A 14,013-nucleotide genomic window follows, 5' to 3' on the forward strand; every position below is an offset into this window, starting at 1 on the left:
TGGCCATGGCGTTCGGCTGGCGGCGTTCCCACCTCGTCACAGAGGCTGATCGGGCGACGTTCCGCACCCTGCACACCGCATCACGGGCCTCGCCCGCACTGCGTGAGGGCCTGACGAGTGCCAGCGCCGAGCGCAGCGTGCGCCACCTGCGGGCCCTGCTGGGCGCCCCGGCGCTGGCCCTCACCGACACCGCCGGCCTGCTGGCGTGGGACGGCACCGGCGACCACCACTCCACCCACTGCCCCGAGCTCGCCGCGATCGCCGTCGAGGAGGGCCGCACGCACGTGGCGCAGCGCAGCGTCACGTGCCACGTGCCGAACTGCCCGATCCGCTACGCCGTCGTCTCCCCACTCGTCGTGGACGACCTGATCGTCGGCACCCTGCAGGCGTTCACCCCCAGCGCCACCGCCGGCCTGGTGCGCGCCGCCGACGAGGTCGCCACATGGGTCTCGGGGCAGCTCGAGCTGGCCGAGCTCGACGCGTCGCGCACCCGTTTGATGGAGGCCGAGGTGCGGGCCCTGCGCGCCCAGATCAGCCCGCACTTCATCTACAACTCGCTGGGCGCGATCGCGTCGTTCGTGCGCACCGATCCCGACCGGGCCCGTGAGCTGCTGCTGGAGTTCGCCGACTTCACCCGCTACTCGTTCCGCAGGCACGGCGAGTTCACCACCCTCGCCGAGGAGCTCCGGTCCGTCGAGCGCTACCTGCTGCTCGAACAGGCCCGGTTCGGTGACCGGCTCGGCGTCACCCTCCGGATCGCGCCGGAGGTGCTGCCGGTCGCCGTACCCTTCCTCTGCATCCAGCCGCTCGTCGAGAACGCCGTACGCCACGGCCTGGCGGAGAAGGGGGACGGCCACATCACGATCACCGCCCGCGACCACGACGCCGACTGCGTGATCGAGGTCGAGGACAACGGCGCGGGCGAGGATCCCGAGCGGGTACGCCGGGCGCTGGCCGGCGACGCCGACCTCGACTCGGTCGGCCTCGGCAACGTCGACGTCCGGCTGCGTGACACCTTCGGCGACGACTACGGCCTGATCGTCGAGACCGCCCCCGGCGCCGGGACGAGAGTGATCGTCCGGGTGCCCAAGTTCGCCCCGGGAGTGCACCCATGACCGCCCTGAGAGTCCTCGTCGTCGACGACGAACGCCCGGCCCTGGACGAGCTCACGTTCCTGCTGGAGCGCCACCCAGACGTGGCCTCGGTGGTGGCCGTCGACTCCGCCACCGAGGGGCTCCGGCTGCTCCAGGACACGACCATCGACGCGGTCTTCCTCGACATCCAGATGCCCGGCCTGACCGGGGTGGAGCTCGCCCAGGTGCTGAGCCGCTTCCGCAACCCTCCCCCGATCGTGTTCGTGACCGCCCACGAGCAGCACGCCGTCGACGCCTTCGAGCTGCGGGCCGTCGACTACGTGCTCAAGCCGGTGCGCGAGGAGCGCCTCGCCGAGGCGGTACGCCGCGTGGTCGAGGGCGTGGCCCAGCCGGCGGCCAGCGGCGACGAGCAGATCCCGGTCGAACGCGGCGGCGTGACCCGCTTCATCAACCGCAGCGACATCACGCACGTCGAGGCGCAGGGCGACTACGCGCGACTGCACACCCCGCACGACTCCTACCTGTTGCGCACTCCCCTGACCGTGCTCGAGGAGCAGTGGGGCCCGGCCGGCTTCGTGCGGGTCCACCGCTCCCTGCTGGTCGCGCTCGCGCACATCAGCGAGGTGCGCATGGAGAGCGGCCGGTGCACCGTGCGGGTCGGTGAGGGAATCGAGCTCGTGGTGAGCCGGCGGCACACCCCGGCGTTGCGCGAGCTGCTCAACCGGGGCCGGCCATGAGCACCGGTCCCCCCGAGCGGGTCCGGGTCACCGGGCCCCCACGGCGTACGACGAGTCGCCGGACCCGGGCGCACGAGATCGACGACCAGACCCTCCTCGGAGCGGTGATGATCCAGTCGCTGCTGCGCGCCCAGCTGCGGCTCGCCGTACTCACCCTGGCGCCGCTCTTCGCGTTCGCGGTCGCGCTGCCGCTGACCTTCCACCTCTTCCCGCGGTTCTCGGACCTCCGGGTGGCCGGGGTCCCGGTGGCGATCCTGCTGCTCGGCGTCCTCATCTACCCCGTGCTGGTCCTGCTCGGCTGGTCCTACGTACGGCGGGCCGAGCGCCACGAACGCGACTTCGCCGAGCTCGTCGAGATCGCCGAGTCATGACGGTGCAGACATGACGGGGCAGCCATGACGGGGCAGCCATGATCACCTCGGTGCCGAGCGTCGTCGCGGTGGCACTGGTCGCCGTCGCCACGCTGGCCATCGGCACATGGGGACTGCGCTTCTCGCGCACCACCAGCGACTTCTTCGTCGCCTCCCGGTCGGTGCGACCGGCGCTCAACGCCTCGGCGATCGGCGGCGAGTACCTCTCCGCGGCGTCGTTCCTCGGCGTCGCCGGGCTGGTGCTGGTCTTCGGCGCCGACATGCTCTGGTACCCCGTCGGCTGGACCGCCGGCTACCTGGTGCTGCTGGTGCTGGTGGCCGCGCCGTTGCGTCGCTCGGGCGCCTACACGCTGCCCGACTTCGCCGAGGCCCGGCTGGCCTCGGCGCGGGTGCGCACGACGTGCACCCTGTTGGTGGTGGCCATCGGCTGGCTCTACCTCGTCCCCCAGTTCCAGGGCGCCGGCATCACGCTCGAGTCGACGACCGGGGCGCCGCCCTGGCTCGGTGCCATGGTCGTGGCGGGCGTCGTGCTGGTCAACGTGCTCTCCGGAGGCATGCGCAGCATCACGTTCGTGCAGGCCTTCCAGTACTGGCTCAAGCTGACCGCCCTCCTGGTGCCGGCGGTGGTGATGGGCGGCGTGTGGCTCGGCGACGGACGGCCCGGCCCGGGCGCCGGGTCCGGCGGCGACTGGTCCCTCCCCCTCGGCGAGGGCGGCGGGCAGGGCCTCTACCTGACCTGGTCCCTGATCATCGCCACGTTCCTCGGCACCATGGGCCTCCCCCACGTCGTGGTGCGGTTCTACACGAACCCCGACGGCCGGGCGGCTCGACGTACGACGGTGGTGGTGCTGGCCCTGCTCAGCGCGTTCTACCTGCTGCCACCGGTGTACGCCGCACTCGGCCGGGTGTACGGCGACACGACCCACTCCGACGTGTTGGTGCTCGAGCTGCCGAGGCTGATGGTCCCGGGCGCGGCCGGCGAGCTGCTCTCGGCACTGGTCACCGCCGGCGCGTTCGCGGCGTTCCTCTCGACCTCGTCGGGGCTGTCCCTGGCGGTGACCGGCGTGCTCACCCAGGACGTCTTCCGCGGCACGCGCCTCACCGGCGTACGCGCCTTCCGCGTCGCGGCCGTGGTCGCCGTGGTGACGCCGTGCGTGGCCGCCGTCTCGGCGCCGGACCTCGGCATCGCGAAGGCGGTCGGGTTGGCCTTCGCGGTCGCCGCCTCGACGTTCTGTCCCCTGCTGGTGCTGGGCATCTGGTGGCGCGGGCTGACCGACGTCGGCGCCCTGGCGGGGCTCGGCGCCGGCTTCGTCTCGTCCGGCATCGGCGTCACCTACTCCCTGAGCCCCTACTCGACCACCGGTTGGGTCGACGCACTGCTGAGCCAACCGGCCGCGTGGTCGGTGCCGCTGGCCTTCGTCACCATGTACGTCGTCTCGCGGGCCACCGCCTCTCGTGTGCCGCCACACGTGCGCCGGTTCATGGTGCGACTGCACACGCCGGAAGCCGTGGCGCTCGACCGCGGCTGACCGTTCGTCGCACCGATCGCACCGCCCGCCGATTCGGCCGTTCCACTGGCCGCGCAGTCTGGTCGCACCCCTGATGCTGCGGCGCCGTAGTTCCTAGCGTGACTGGTGTCACACCCCCGCACGAGAGGCGATCCCGTGACCGATGCACACGGCGTACACCGACGCTCGCAACATCCGATCTACCAAGAGCTCCACGACTCGGCCGAGTTCGCCGACCTGCGTCGGCGCTACCGCAGCTTCGTCATCCCGTGGACCGTGGCCTTCCTGGCCTGGTACCTGCTCTACGTGATCATGTCGAACTGGGCGAACGACTTCATGAACACCAAGCTCGTCGGGCACATCAACGTGGCCCTGGTCTTCGGGCTGCTGCAGTTCGCCTCGACGTTCCTGATCGCCTGGCTCTACGCGCGGCACATGAACCGCAACGTGGACCCGGTCGCCCGCCAGCTCGAGGCCCGCTACGACGCGGTCATCGAGGGCGAGGGGAGGCCCGCATGAACGGCACCGAGCTCCTCACCGCCGTCCTCTTCGTCGGCGTCGTCCTGATCACGGTGGCGATCACCTTCTGGGCCAGCCGACAGACCTCGGGCACGGCGAACTTCTACGCCGGAGGGCGCCAGTTCAGCGGCTTCCAGAACGGGATGGCGGTCTCGGGCGACTACATGTCGGCCGCCTCGTTCCTCGGCATCTCCGGGCTGATCGCCCTCAACGGCTACGACGGCTTCCTCTACTCGATCGGGTTCCTGGTCGCCTGGCTGGTGGCCCTGTTGCTCGTCGCCGAGCTGCTCCGCAACTCGGGCCGCTACACGATGGCCGACCAGCTGGCCTACCGCATGAAGCAGCGGCCCGTGCGTACGGCGGCCGCCACGTCCACCGTCGTGGTCTCGATCTTCTACCTGCTCGCCCAGATGGTCGGTGCGGGTGCACTCGTGACCCTCCTCCTCGGTGTCGAGAGCGAGCTCATGAAGGCCCTCGTGATCGTCGGAGTCGGCCTGCTGATGATCTTCTACGTCACCGTCGGCGGCATGAAGGGCACCACCTGGGTGCAGATCGTCAAGGCCGTGCTGCTGATGGCCGGCACCGTCCTGATCACCTTCCTGGTCCTGGCGAAGTTCGACTTCAACTTCTCCGAGCTTCTCGGTGCCGCCTCGGACAACACCGGCAAGGGCGAGGCGTTCCTCCAGCCCGGCCTGAAGTACGGCATCGACATGACCAGCAAGCTCGACTTCATCTCGCTCGGCATCGCGTTGGTGCTCGGCACCGCCGGCCTGCCGCACATCCTGATCCGCTTCTACACGGTGCCGACCGCCAAGGCGGCCCGCACCTCAGTGATGTGGGCGATCGGCCTGATCGGCACGTTCTACCTGATGACCCTTGCCCTCGGGTTCGGTGCGGCTGCCCTGCTGGACACCGGTCCGGGCAGCAAGGTCGCGGAGAGCGGCGGAAACCTGGCCTCACCACTTCTGGCCGAAGCCGTGGGCGGTGGAGCCGGCACCACCGGAGGCGCCGTACTGCTGGCCCTGATCTCGGCGGTCGCCTTCGCGACGATCCTCGCGGTCGTGGCCGGGCTGACCCTGACCTCCGCGTCGTCGGTGGCGCACGACCTCTACGCCAACGTGTGGAAGAAGGGCACCGCGACCGAGACCCAGGAGGTCCACGTGGCCCGCATCTCCGCGTTCGTGATCGGTGGTGTGGCCATCGCGCTGGCGATCCCCGCCCAGAAGCTGAACATCGCCTTCCTGGTGGCCCTGGCGTTCGCGGTGGCGGCCTCGGCGAACCTGCCGTCGATCATCTACAACCTGTTCTGGAGGCGGTTCAACACCCAGGGCGCGACGTGGGCGATCTACGGCGGCCTGATCTCCTGCCTGGTCCTGGTGATCTCCTCGCCGGTCGTGTCGGGGAAGCTGAACGCCGACGGGACCAATGCCGCGCTGCTGCCGAAGAGCGTCGACTTCTCCTGGTTCCCACTGGACAACCCCGGCATCGTCTCGATCCCGCTCGGCTTCTTCTTCGGCTGGCTCGGCACGGTGCTGTCGAAGGAGACGGACTCGGAGGCGGCGTACGACGAGCTGGAGGTGCGTGCGCTGACCGGCGCGGGCGCCGAGGCGGCCGTCAAGGAGTGAGATCCACCTGATTCCGGTCCGGGGGTCGCTGCAACGTGGCCGCAACCTCCGGACCGGAATCCTGCTTTGTGCCGAGACCGCTCTCGTCGCACAGCGGATACCGGCCTAGGCTGCATGTGACGGCCGGCACAGAAGAGCGAATCAAATCAGGAGTGAATGTGAGCGAGCGTCCAACGTCCAGCGAGACCCTGTCCAACCTGAGCCACGAGGAGCGACGCTTCGCTCCCCCCGAGGAGCTGGCCGCCGCCGCCAACGTGAAGGCAGACGCCTACGCCGCCGCGGACGAGGACTTCGAGGGCTTCTGGGCCACGCAGGCCGAGCGCCTCGACTGGGGCCAGAAGTGGGACCGTGTCCTCGACTGGGACAACCCACCGTTCGCCAAGTGGTTCACCGGCGGCACGATCAACGCGGCCGTCAACTGCGTGGACCGGCACATCGAGGCCGGCAACGGCGACAAGGTCGCCATCCACTGGGTCGGTGAGCCCGAGGAGGACTTCCGCGACATCACCTACGCGCAGCTGGGCGAGGAGGTCAACAAGGCCACGAACGCGCTCATCTCGCTCGGCGTCCAGAAGGGCGACCGGGTCGCGATCTACCTGCCGATGATCCCCGAGTGCGTCTTCACGATGCTGGCCTGCGCCCGTCTCGGTGCGCCCCACACCGTGATCTTCGGCGGCTTCTCCGCCGACGCGCTGGCGTCCCGCATCACCGACTGCGGCGCGAAGCTGGTCGTCACCTCCGACGGCGGCTACCGCCGGGGCGCCCCCTCCGCGTTGAAGCCCGCGGTCGACGAGGCGGTCACCAAGGTCGACGGGCTCGTGGACAACGTGCTGGTGGTGCGCCGTACCGGCCAGGACGTCGCGTGGAACGACGACGTCGACGTGTGGTGGCACGAGCTGGTCGACTCGCAGTCGACCGAGCACGAGGCCGAGATGCACGACGCGGAGCACCCGCTCTACGTCATGTACACCTCCGGCACGACCGGCAAGCCCAAGGGCATCCTGCACACCACCGGCGGCTACCTGGTCGGCACGTCCTACACGCACTGGTCGGTCTTCGACCTCAAGCCCGAGACCGACGTCTACTGGTGCACCGCCGACGTGGGCTGGGTGACCGGCCACTCCTACCTGGTCTACGGCCCGCTCGCCAACGGCGCCACCCAGGTGATGTACGAAGGCACGCCCGACGCGCCACGCAAGGGCCGCTGGTGGGAGATCGTCGCGAAGTACGGCGTCACGATCTTCTACACGGCGCCCACCGCGATCCGCACGTTCATGAAGCAGGGCAGCGAGATACCCGACCAGCACGACCTCTCCTCGATCCGGCTGCTCGGATCGGTCGGCGAGCCGATCAACCCCGAGGCCTACATCTGGTACCGCGACACCATCGGCGCCGGCAAGACGCCCGTGGTCGACACGTGGTGGCAGACCGAGACCGGGCAGATCCTGATCTCGCCGCTTCCCGGCGTCACCCACGGCAAGCCCGGCTCGGCGATGAAGGCCCTGCCCGGCATCAGCGCCGACGTGGTCAACGACGAGGGTGAGTCCGTGCCCGACGGCTCGGGCGGCTACCTGATCCTGCGCAAGCCGTGGCCCGCCATGCTGCGCACCATCTGGGGCGACGACGAGCGCTACAAGGACACCTACTGGTCGCGCTGGCCCGGCGTCTACTTCGCCGGCGACGGTGCCAAGAAGGACGAGGACGGCGACATCTGGGTGCTCGGGCGCGTCGACGACGTCATGAACGTCTCCGGCCACCGCCTCTCCACCACCGAGATCGAGTCCGCGCTGGTGTCACACCCGAAGGTCGCCGAGGCGGCTGTGGTCGGTGCCACCGACGAGATGACCGGCCAGGCCGTCTGTGCGTTCGTGATCCTGCGTGAGAGCGCCGGCGGCGAGTCCGGTGACGCCCTCGTCCAGGAGCTGCGCAACCACGTCGCCAAGGAGATCGGCGCGATCGCCAAGCCGCGCCAGATCATGATCGTCCCCGAGCTGCCCAAGACCCGCTCGGGCAAGATCATGCGTCGCCTGCTGCGCGACGTGGCCGAGAACCGCGAGATCGGCGACGTCACCACGCTGGCCGACTCGTCGGTGATGAGCCTGATCCAGACCGGCCTGTCCGGCGGAGGCTCCGACGAGTAGCCCCGCCCCCTCCCGGGTAACGCGCTGTCCATGACGCTTTGCACCCTGCTGGCGGGGTGCAAAGCGTCAACACCGGCGCGGTAGTCGGGCCACACTCGTCGTACGACGTACGAAAACGGCCGCCACGTCCCTCACGGGAGTGGCGGCCGTTTCGTCGTCGTACGGCGTGTGGCCTCAGCGTGCGCGGCGGGAGAGCCGCTCGATGTCCATGATGACCACGGAGCGGGGCTCGAGGCGCAGCCAGCCACGGGAGGCGAAGTCGGCCAGGGCCTTGTTGACCGTCTCGCGGGAGGCGCCGACCAGCTGGGCGAGCTCCTCCTGGGTGAGGTCGTGGTGCACGTGCACGCCGTCGTCGGCGGTGCGGCCGAAGCGGTCGGCGAGGTCGAGCAGCGCCTTGGCCACGCGACCGGGCACGTCGGAGAAGACCAGGTCGGCGTTGACGTCGTTGGCCTTGCGCAGCCGGGCCGCGATCTGGCCGAGGAGGCTGTGCGCCACGATCGGGCGACCCTCGAGCCACTTGAGCAGGTCCTCGTGGGAGAGCGAGGCGAAGGTGGCGTCGGTGACCGTGGTGACGGTGGCCGAGCGCGGACCGGGGTCGAAGAGCGAGAGCTCACCGAACATCTGGCCCGGGCCGAGGATCGCGAGCAGGTTCTCGCGGCCGTCGGAAGACGTGCGACCCAGCTTCACCTTGCCCTCGAGTACGACGTAGCACTTGTCGCCGGAGTCGCCCTCATGGAAGAGCACCTCGCCTCGGCGAAGCCTGGACTCGGCCATCGACGACCGGAGCGCCGTCGCTGCCTCGTCGTCGAGCGCGCTGAACAGCGGGGCCTGACGAAGCACGTCGTTGTCCACAAGTTCCTCCCATGTAGTAGCGGGTTCCGAGCCGATCCTAGCCGTGGCCCACGTCACATCATCAACCATGGGTGGCGAAAAGGCCGAACGCGACCAGGATCCGGGCCCTGTCGGCGTCTCCACGTAGGGTGTGGCTGTGCCCCAGACTCCATCGCAGACGGTCCTGGTTCGACGGGCCCGCAAGATCGATCGGGTCCTTGGCGAAACCTACCCTGAGGCCAAGTGCGAACTCGACTTCGCCAACCCCTTCGAGCTTCTCGTGGTCACCGTGCTCAGCGCGCAGACCACCGACAAGCGGGTCAACGCCGTGCGTCCGACGCTGTTCGCGGCCTATCCCGACGCCGCTGCCATGGCCGGCGCCGAGCGCGAGAGGATGGAGCAGATCATCGGTCCGCTCGGCTTCTTCCGGGCCAAGACCGAGTCGCTCCTCAAGCTCAGCAGCGCGCTCGTCGAGCACCACGGCGGCCAGGTGCCGCCCCGCCTCGACGACCTCGTGAAGTTGCCCGGCGTGGGACGCAAGACCGCCAACGTCGTGCTGGGCAACGCCTTCGACATCCCCGGCATCACCGTCGACACCCACTTCGGCCGGCTGGTCCGCCGCTTCGGCTGGACCGACGAGACCGACCCGGTGAAGGTCGAGCACGCCATCGGCGCCCTGTTCCCCAAGCGTGACTGGACGATGCTGTCGCACCACGTCATCTGGCACGGCCGCCGCATCTGCCATGCCCGCAAGCCCGCCTGCGGCGCATGCCCGATCGCGCGCTGGTGCCCGGCGTACGGCGAGGGCCCGACCGACGCCGACGAGGCGGCCAAGCTGGTCCGCACCGAGGGCCGCGCATGAGAAGGGCGCTGGCCGCTTCCCTGCTGGTCCTCCTGGCGTTGCAGGGGTGCGACAAGATCTCGCCGCCCGAGATCGACCGGGCCGGCAAGTCCGACGTCGACGTCGACACCCCGGCGCTGCGCACGCTCAAGGCCCGGGCCGACGTCGCTCCGTGTGCGCCCGGTCCCGGCGACCACGTCGACGGCGGCCTCCCCGAGGTCACGTTGCCCTGCCTGGGCGGCGGCGAGGACGTCGACGTCTCCAGCCTCCGCGGGCCGATGGTGGTCAACCTGTGGGCGGTCTGGTGCGAGCCGTGCCGTCGGGAGCTGCCGATCTACCAGCAGTTCCACGAGAAGTACGGCGACCGGGTGTCGGTGCTCGGCATCGATTTCCAGGACACCCAGCCGGGCCCGGCGCTAGAGCTGATCCGCGACTCGGGGGTCACCTATCCGCAGCTGGCCGACCCGCAGACCGACCTGAGCCTGAAGGAGCCGCTGCCCAACATCGCCGGGCTGCCCTACATCATCCTCATCGACGAGGACGGCACGGTCGTCGACCAGCGCTTCGAGAAGATCACGAAGCTCCGCCAGCTCGAGGACCTCGTCGAGAAGCACCTCGGGGTCACCCTGTGATCCCGCAGTGGCTCGAGCCGCTCCGCGAGGGCGCGCAGTCCATCACCGTGCACGACCTGACCCGCTTCATGCCGCCCGAGGGCAGCGACCCGCGGCGTGGCGCCGTCCTCATGCTCTTCGGCGAGGGTGAGCAGGGCCGTGAGCTGCTGCTGACCGAGCGGTCCCACACGATGCGCAGCCACCCCGGTCAGGTGTCGTTCCCCGGCGGCGGCATCGACGCCGGCGAGAGCGCCCACGACGCGGCGCTGCGTGAGGCCTGGGAGGAGACGGGCCTCGACCCCGACGGCGTCGAGGTGTTCGCCGAGCTGCCCGAGCTGTGGCTGCCGCCGAGCAACTACGCAGTGACGCCGGTGCTGGCCTGGTGGGCCGACCCGTCGCCGGTCACCACTCACTCGGTCGAGGAGGTGCACGCGATCCACCGGGTGCTGATCTCCGACCTGGTCGAGCCCACGCACCGCATCATGGTGCGCCACCCCAGCGGCTGGCTGGGCCCGGGCTTCCTGATCGGCGACGGCCGCGACGTCATCCTGTGGGGCTTCACCGCCGGCATCATCTCGCGGCTCTTCGAGCACGTCGGGTGGTCCAGCGAGTGGGACACCGGCGTGGTGCGCGAGTTGCCCGCCTACATGCTGCAAGGTGAACCCGCACGTTCGGAGATCCCGCCGAACACCCGCTTCCAGGAAGGACCCGGCCGATGAACGCCCTCGACTGGATCCTCGTCCTCCTCGTTCTCGCCTACGCGCTCTCGGGCTACTGGCAGGGCTTCGTCACCGGCGCGTTCGCGACGGCCGGCCTGCTGCTCGGGGGCCTCTTCGGCATCTGGCTGGCGCCGATCGCCCTGGGCAACGCCGACCCGTCGGTGTGGGTCTCGATGGGTGCCCTGTTCATCGTGGTCCTGTCGGCCACCCTCGGCCAGGCGCTGCTCCAGTACGCCGGCGCGAAGGTGCGCGACCAGATCACCTGGCAACCCGTGCGCGCGGTCGACGCCGTGGGCGGTGCCGCGCTCAGTGCGGTCGCCGTACTCCTCGTCGCGTGGGCGCTGGGCGTGGCCGTCTCCGGCTCGCGCATCGGCTCGGTGACGCCGATGGTGCGCGAGTCCGTGGTGCTGGCCAAGGTCGACAGCGTGCTGCCCGCCCGCGCCTACGAGACGCTCAACGCCTTCAACAACGTGGTCGGCACGACGTTCTTCCCGCGCTACCTCGAGCCGTTCGCACCGGAGCGCATCGTCGAGGTCGGCCCGCCGAACGCACGCATCGCGCGCGACCCCGACGTCGCCGACGCCCAGGAGAGCGTGCTCAAGATCCACGGCGACAACAGCTGTGGCCGTGGCGTCGAGGGCACCGGCTTCGTCTACGCGCCCGGCCGCGTGATGACCAACGCCCACGTGGTGGCCGGCGTCTCCGACCCCGAGCTGGTGGTCGGTGACGACACAGTCGACGCCGACGTCGTCTACTACAACAGCGACCTCGACGTGGCGGTGCTCAGCGTCGACGGCCTCGACCGGCCCAAGCTCGACTTCGCGACGAACGCCGAGTCCAACGACGACGCCGCCGTCCTGGGCTACCCGCAGGACGGCCCCTACGACGTGCAGCCGGCGCGTGTGCGCGCCGAGCAACGCCTGCGCTCACCCGACATCTACGGCCACGGTTCGGTGATCCGCGACGTCTACTCGTTGCGTGCGCTGATCCGGCCGGGCAACTCCGGTGGGCCGATGGTCAACTCCAAGGGGCAGGTGACCGGAGTGATCTTCGCGGCGTCGGTGACCGACGAGCAGACCGGCTACGCACTCACCGCCGGCGCGGTGACCGAGGCCGCCGCCCAGGGTCTGACCAGCAACAACGAGGTCAGCACCGGCGACTGCGCCGGCTGAAGGCCAGCCCACGCGGCAGAATCGTGTCGTCTGGGCAGTTTCACAGGCTCACCTGTGAAACTGGCCGAAGCGCCGGCCCGTCAGGAGCGCTTGAGCGCGGTCTTGGTGGCCTGGGCGATCGCCTTCTCGGGGCCCTTGACCTTCTTCACCGAGCGCACGCCGAGGAAGCCGAGCAGTGCGGCGATCAGGACGTAGAGGACGAACACGATCAGGTAGGCCCAGTGGCGGTCGAGGCCGTCGCCGTTCCAGTGGATCAGCTCGGCCAGGAAGATCGAGAAGATGATGACGGCGAGCACCAGCATGAAGCCGGCGGCAGCGAAGAGCCCGATGCCCATGCCACCAGCCTTGACGCTGACCTTGAGCTCAGACTTCGCGAGCTTGATCTCGTTGGAGATGAGGCTCGAGATGTCACGTTGCGCGTCGACGACCAGCTTTCCGATGGTCGGCTCTTCGCCCTTCACCTCGTCGAGGGACATGCGGTTTGCTCCCTGGTGTCTCGCGGTCAGTCAGTCCGTTGCGGACTCTACACGTCACCACGGGCCTGCTCGGCGACCCTACGGTGCACGCGATTGCGGCCGACCAGGATCGCCGCGCCGAGGCATGCGGCGATCAGTGAACCGAACAGCACGGCCGTCTTGGCGGCCTCACGTTCGGCTCCGGTGAAGGAGAGATCGGAGACCAGGAGCGAGACGGTGAATCCCACCCCGGCCAGGACGGCGATGCCGAAGACGTCGACCCAGTTGATGTCCTCGTCGATCTCCGCGCGGGTCAGCTTGGTCAGCAGCCAGGAGCCGCCGAACACGCCGATCGGCTTGCCGAGGACCAGGCCGAGCACGACGCCGATCACCACCGGGTCGCCGACCAGCTCTGCTCCACCACCGATGACGACGCCCGCCGACATGAGGGCGAAGAACGGCACCGCCACCCCGGAGGACCAGGGCGAGAGCACGTGCTCGATCCGCTCTGCCGGGCTGCTGTCCTCGGCGTTGTCGGTGCGCACGCGGGTCAGGAGGCCGAGCACCACACCGGCGATGGTGGCGTGGATGCCGCTCTCGTGGGTGAACCACCAGGCTCCCACGGCGAACGGAAGGTAGACCAGGACGTTGGGCACGCGCAGGTACTGGAGTGCGGCGTACGCGGCGCAGCACAGGACCGCGAGCACGAGGGCCCCGAAGTCGAAGCCGTGGGCGTAGAAGGCGGCGATGATCACGATGACGATCAGGTCGTCGACGACCGCGAGGGTCAGCAGGAAGGCGCGCAGCTGTCCGGGCAGCGACGAACCGACGATCGCCAGCACGGCAAGGGCGAACGCGATGTCGGTGGCCGACGGGATCGCCCAACCGCCGCGGTGCCCGTCGCCCACCACGTTGACGATGGTGTAGATCAGCGCCGGTACGGCGACGCCGCAGGCGGCCGCCACGACCGGGACGATGGCGTCGGAGATCTTGCTGAGCGAGCCGATCAGGAACTCGCGCTTGAGCTCGAGCCCGGTGACGAAGAAGAAGAGCGTCAGGGCCCCGTCGGCGGCCCACTGCTCGACGTTGAGCGGACCGATCTCGAACGCTCGAAGGTGTTCGTAGCCGTCGCCGAACGTCGAGTTGGCCCAGACCACGGCGACAAGGGCGGCGATGAGGGCGACCGCTCCGCCGACCGTCTCGCGACGCAGGAAGTCGCCGACGAAGGTGTCTTCGCGGGTGGTCGGGTCGGGCAGGAACCTCAGGCGGGTGAGCTTGGACATGGTCCTCGTTCAGGAGTCGGTTGCAGAGCTTCCGCCGGCGGTTCCGCGCGACGGGCCGACCAGACTTCCCGGCTCACCAGAACCCACCCTACCGATACTCCCTGAC

Annotated in this window: 14 protein-coding genes; 11 read left to right on the forward strand and 3 right to left on the reverse strand. The window is 69.7% G+C overall.

Annotation, left to right across the window (positions count from 1 at the left end; genetic code table 11):
• The first annotated feature begins 5 nt into the window (after positions 1-5).
• The 7 genes from ASH02_RS16315 to acs all read left to right on the forward strand — a co-directional run bounded on the left by ASH02_RS16315 (position 6) and on the right by acs (position 7,995).
• Positions 6-1,115: a sensor histidine kinase gene (locus ASH02_RS16315; protein WP_056679832.1), complete on the forward strand. Its 1,110-nt coding sequence runs from the start codon at positions 6-8 to the stop codon at positions 1,113-1,115.
• Positions 1,112-1,831 carry a LytR/AlgR family response regulator transcription factor gene (locus ASH02_RS16320; RefSeq protein WP_057295079.1) on the forward strand — a complete coding sequence of 240 codons (720 nt, stop codon included), beginning with the start codon at positions 1,112-1,114 and terminating at the stop codon, positions 1,829-1,831. Before ASH02_RS16315 ends, ASH02_RS16320 begins: the two co-directional genes overlap by 4 nt.
• Positions 1,828-2,202: a hypothetical protein gene (locus tag ASH02_RS16325; RefSeq protein WP_056890326.1), complete on the forward strand. Its 375-nt coding sequence runs from the start codon at positions 1,828-1,830 to the stop codon at positions 2,200-2,202. The genes ASH02_RS16320 and ASH02_RS16325 overlap by 4 nt, the downstream gene beginning before the upstream one ends.
• A 38-nt stretch (positions 2,203-2,240) precedes the next feature.
• Positions 2,241-3,731 (forward strand): sodium/solute symporter, encoded by a 1,491-nt coding sequence (locus ASH02_RS16330; RefSeq protein WP_057295080.1) that lies wholly within the window; start codon positions 2,241-2,243, stop codon positions 3,729-3,731.
• 135 nt (positions 3,732-3,866) lie between these two features.
• Positions 3,867-4,229, forward strand: a complete 363-nt coding sequence (locus ASH02_RS16335; protein WP_056679820.1) for a DUF485 domain-containing protein — start codon at positions 3,867-3,869, stop codon at positions 4,227-4,229.
• Complete coding sequence (locus ASH02_RS16340) at positions 4,226-5,854, forward strand: solute symporter family protein (RefSeq protein WP_056679817.1); 1,629 nt, start codon at positions 4,226-4,228, stop codon at positions 5,852-5,854. Before ASH02_RS16335 ends, ASH02_RS16340 begins: the two co-directional genes overlap by 4 nt.
• Positions 5,855-6,012: 158 nt before the next feature.
• Positions 6,013-7,995 (forward strand): acetate--CoA ligase, encoded by a 1,983-nt coding sequence (gene acs, locus ASH02_RS16345; protein ID WP_056679814.1) that lies wholly within the window; start codon positions 6,013-6,015, stop codon positions 7,993-7,995.
• Positions 7,996-8,169: 174 nt separating this feature from the next.
• Here acs and ASH02_RS16350 read toward each other — a convergent pair whose 3' ends face one another.
• A complete protein-coding gene (locus ASH02_RS16350) occupies positions 8,170-8,847 on the reverse strand; it encodes a Crp/Fnr family transcriptional regulator (protein WP_056679811.1) in 678 nt (225 codons plus the stop codon).
• A 136-nt stretch (positions 8,848-8,983) separates the two neighbouring features.
• On the opposite strand from ASH02_RS16350, the gene nth reads away from it, so the two are divergent.
• The 4 genes from nth to ASH02_RS16370 are packed head-to-tail and all read left to right on the forward strand — an operon-like array spanning position 8,984 to position 12,169.
• The gene (gene nth / locus ASH02_RS16355; protein WP_235539058.1) at positions 8,984-9,688 is read left to right on the forward strand and encodes an endonuclease III; all 705 of its coding nucleotides are present in this window, start codon (positions 8,984-8,986) and stop codon (positions 9,686-9,688) included.
• Entirely contained in the window at positions 9,685-10,299 is a 615-nt protein-coding gene (locus ASH02_RS16360) for a TlpA family protein disulfide reductase (RefSeq protein ID WP_056890329.1), read from the forward strand. Before nth ends, ASH02_RS16360 begins: the two co-directional genes overlap by 4 nt.
• Complete coding sequence (locus ASH02_RS16365; RefSeq protein WP_056679803.1) at positions 10,296-10,997, forward strand: NUDIX hydrolase; 702 nt, start codon at positions 10,296-10,298, stop codon at positions 10,995-10,997. The genes ASH02_RS16360 and ASH02_RS16365 overlap by 4 nt, the downstream gene beginning before the upstream one ends.
• A complete protein-coding gene (locus tag ASH02_RS16370) occupies positions 10,994-12,169 on the forward strand; it encodes a MarP family serine protease (RefSeq protein WP_056679800.1) in 1,176 nt (391 codons plus the stop codon). The genes ASH02_RS16365 and ASH02_RS16370 overlap by 4 nt, the downstream gene beginning before the upstream one ends.
• Before the next feature lie 80 nt (positions 12,170-12,249).
• Here the strand turns inward: ASH02_RS16370 and ASH02_RS16375 are convergent, their stop codons facing one another.
• Together ASH02_RS16375 and nhaA are read right to left on the reverse strand one after the other, a co-directional pair.
• Positions 12,250-12,645: a phage holin family protein gene (locus tag ASH02_RS16375; RefSeq protein WP_057295082.1), complete on the reverse strand. Its 396-nt coding sequence runs from the start codon at positions 12,643-12,645 to the stop codon at positions 12,250-12,252.
• A gap of 47 nt (positions 12,646-12,692) precedes the next feature.
• On the reverse strand, positions 12,693-13,907 hold the full coding sequence (gene nhaA, locus ASH02_RS16380; RefSeq protein ID WP_057295083.1) for a Na+/H+ antiporter NhaA: 1,215 nt from the start codon (positions 13,905-13,907) through the stop codon (positions 12,693-12,695).
• Positions 13,908-14,013 lie beyond the last annotated feature (106 nt).

It is taken from the genome of Nocardioides sp. Soil796 (genome assembly GCF_001429525.1).
Classification (GTDB): Bacteria; Actinomycetota; Actinomycetes; order Propionibacteriales; family Nocardioidaceae; genus Nocardioides.

Bases quoted from the DNA above. Each gene is read 5' to 3' on its own strand.
- ASH02_RS16360 (WP_056890329.1), top strand. From the start codon at position 9,685: ATGAGAAGGGCGCTGGCCGCTTCCCTGCTGGTCCTCCTGGCGTTGCAG.
- ASH02_RS16370 (WP_056679800.1), top strand. From the start codon at position 10,994: ATGAACGCCCTCGACTGGATCCTCGTCCTCCTCGTTCTCGCCTACGCG.
- nhaA (WP_057295083.1), bottom strand. From the start codon at position 13,907: ATGTCCAAGCTCACCCGCCTGAGGTTCCTGCCCGACCCGACCACCCGC.
- ASH02_RS16340 (WP_056679817.1), top strand. From the start codon at position 4,226: ATGAACGGCACCGAGCTCCTCACCGCCGTCCTCTTCGTCGGCGTCGTC.
- ASH02_RS16325 (WP_056890326.1), top strand. From the start codon at position 1,828: ATGAGCACCGGTCCCCCCGAGCGGGTCCGGGTCACCGGGCCCCCACGG.
- ASH02_RS16375 (WP_057295082.1), bottom strand. From the start codon at position 12,645: ATGTCCCTCGACGAGGTGAAGGGCGAAGAGCCGACCATCGGAAAGCTG.
- ASH02_RS16320 (WP_057295079.1), top strand. From the start codon at position 1,112: ATGACCGCCCTGAGAGTCCTCGTCGTCGACGACGAACGCCCGGCCCTG.
- ASH02_RS16315 (WP_056679832.1), top strand. From the start codon at position 6: ATGGCGTTCGGCTGGCGGCGTTCCCACCTCGTCACAGAGGCTGATCGG.
- ASH02_RS16330 (WP_057295080.1), top strand. From the start codon at position 2,241: ATGATCACCTCGGTGCCGAGCGTCGTCGCGGTGGCACTGGTCGCCGTC.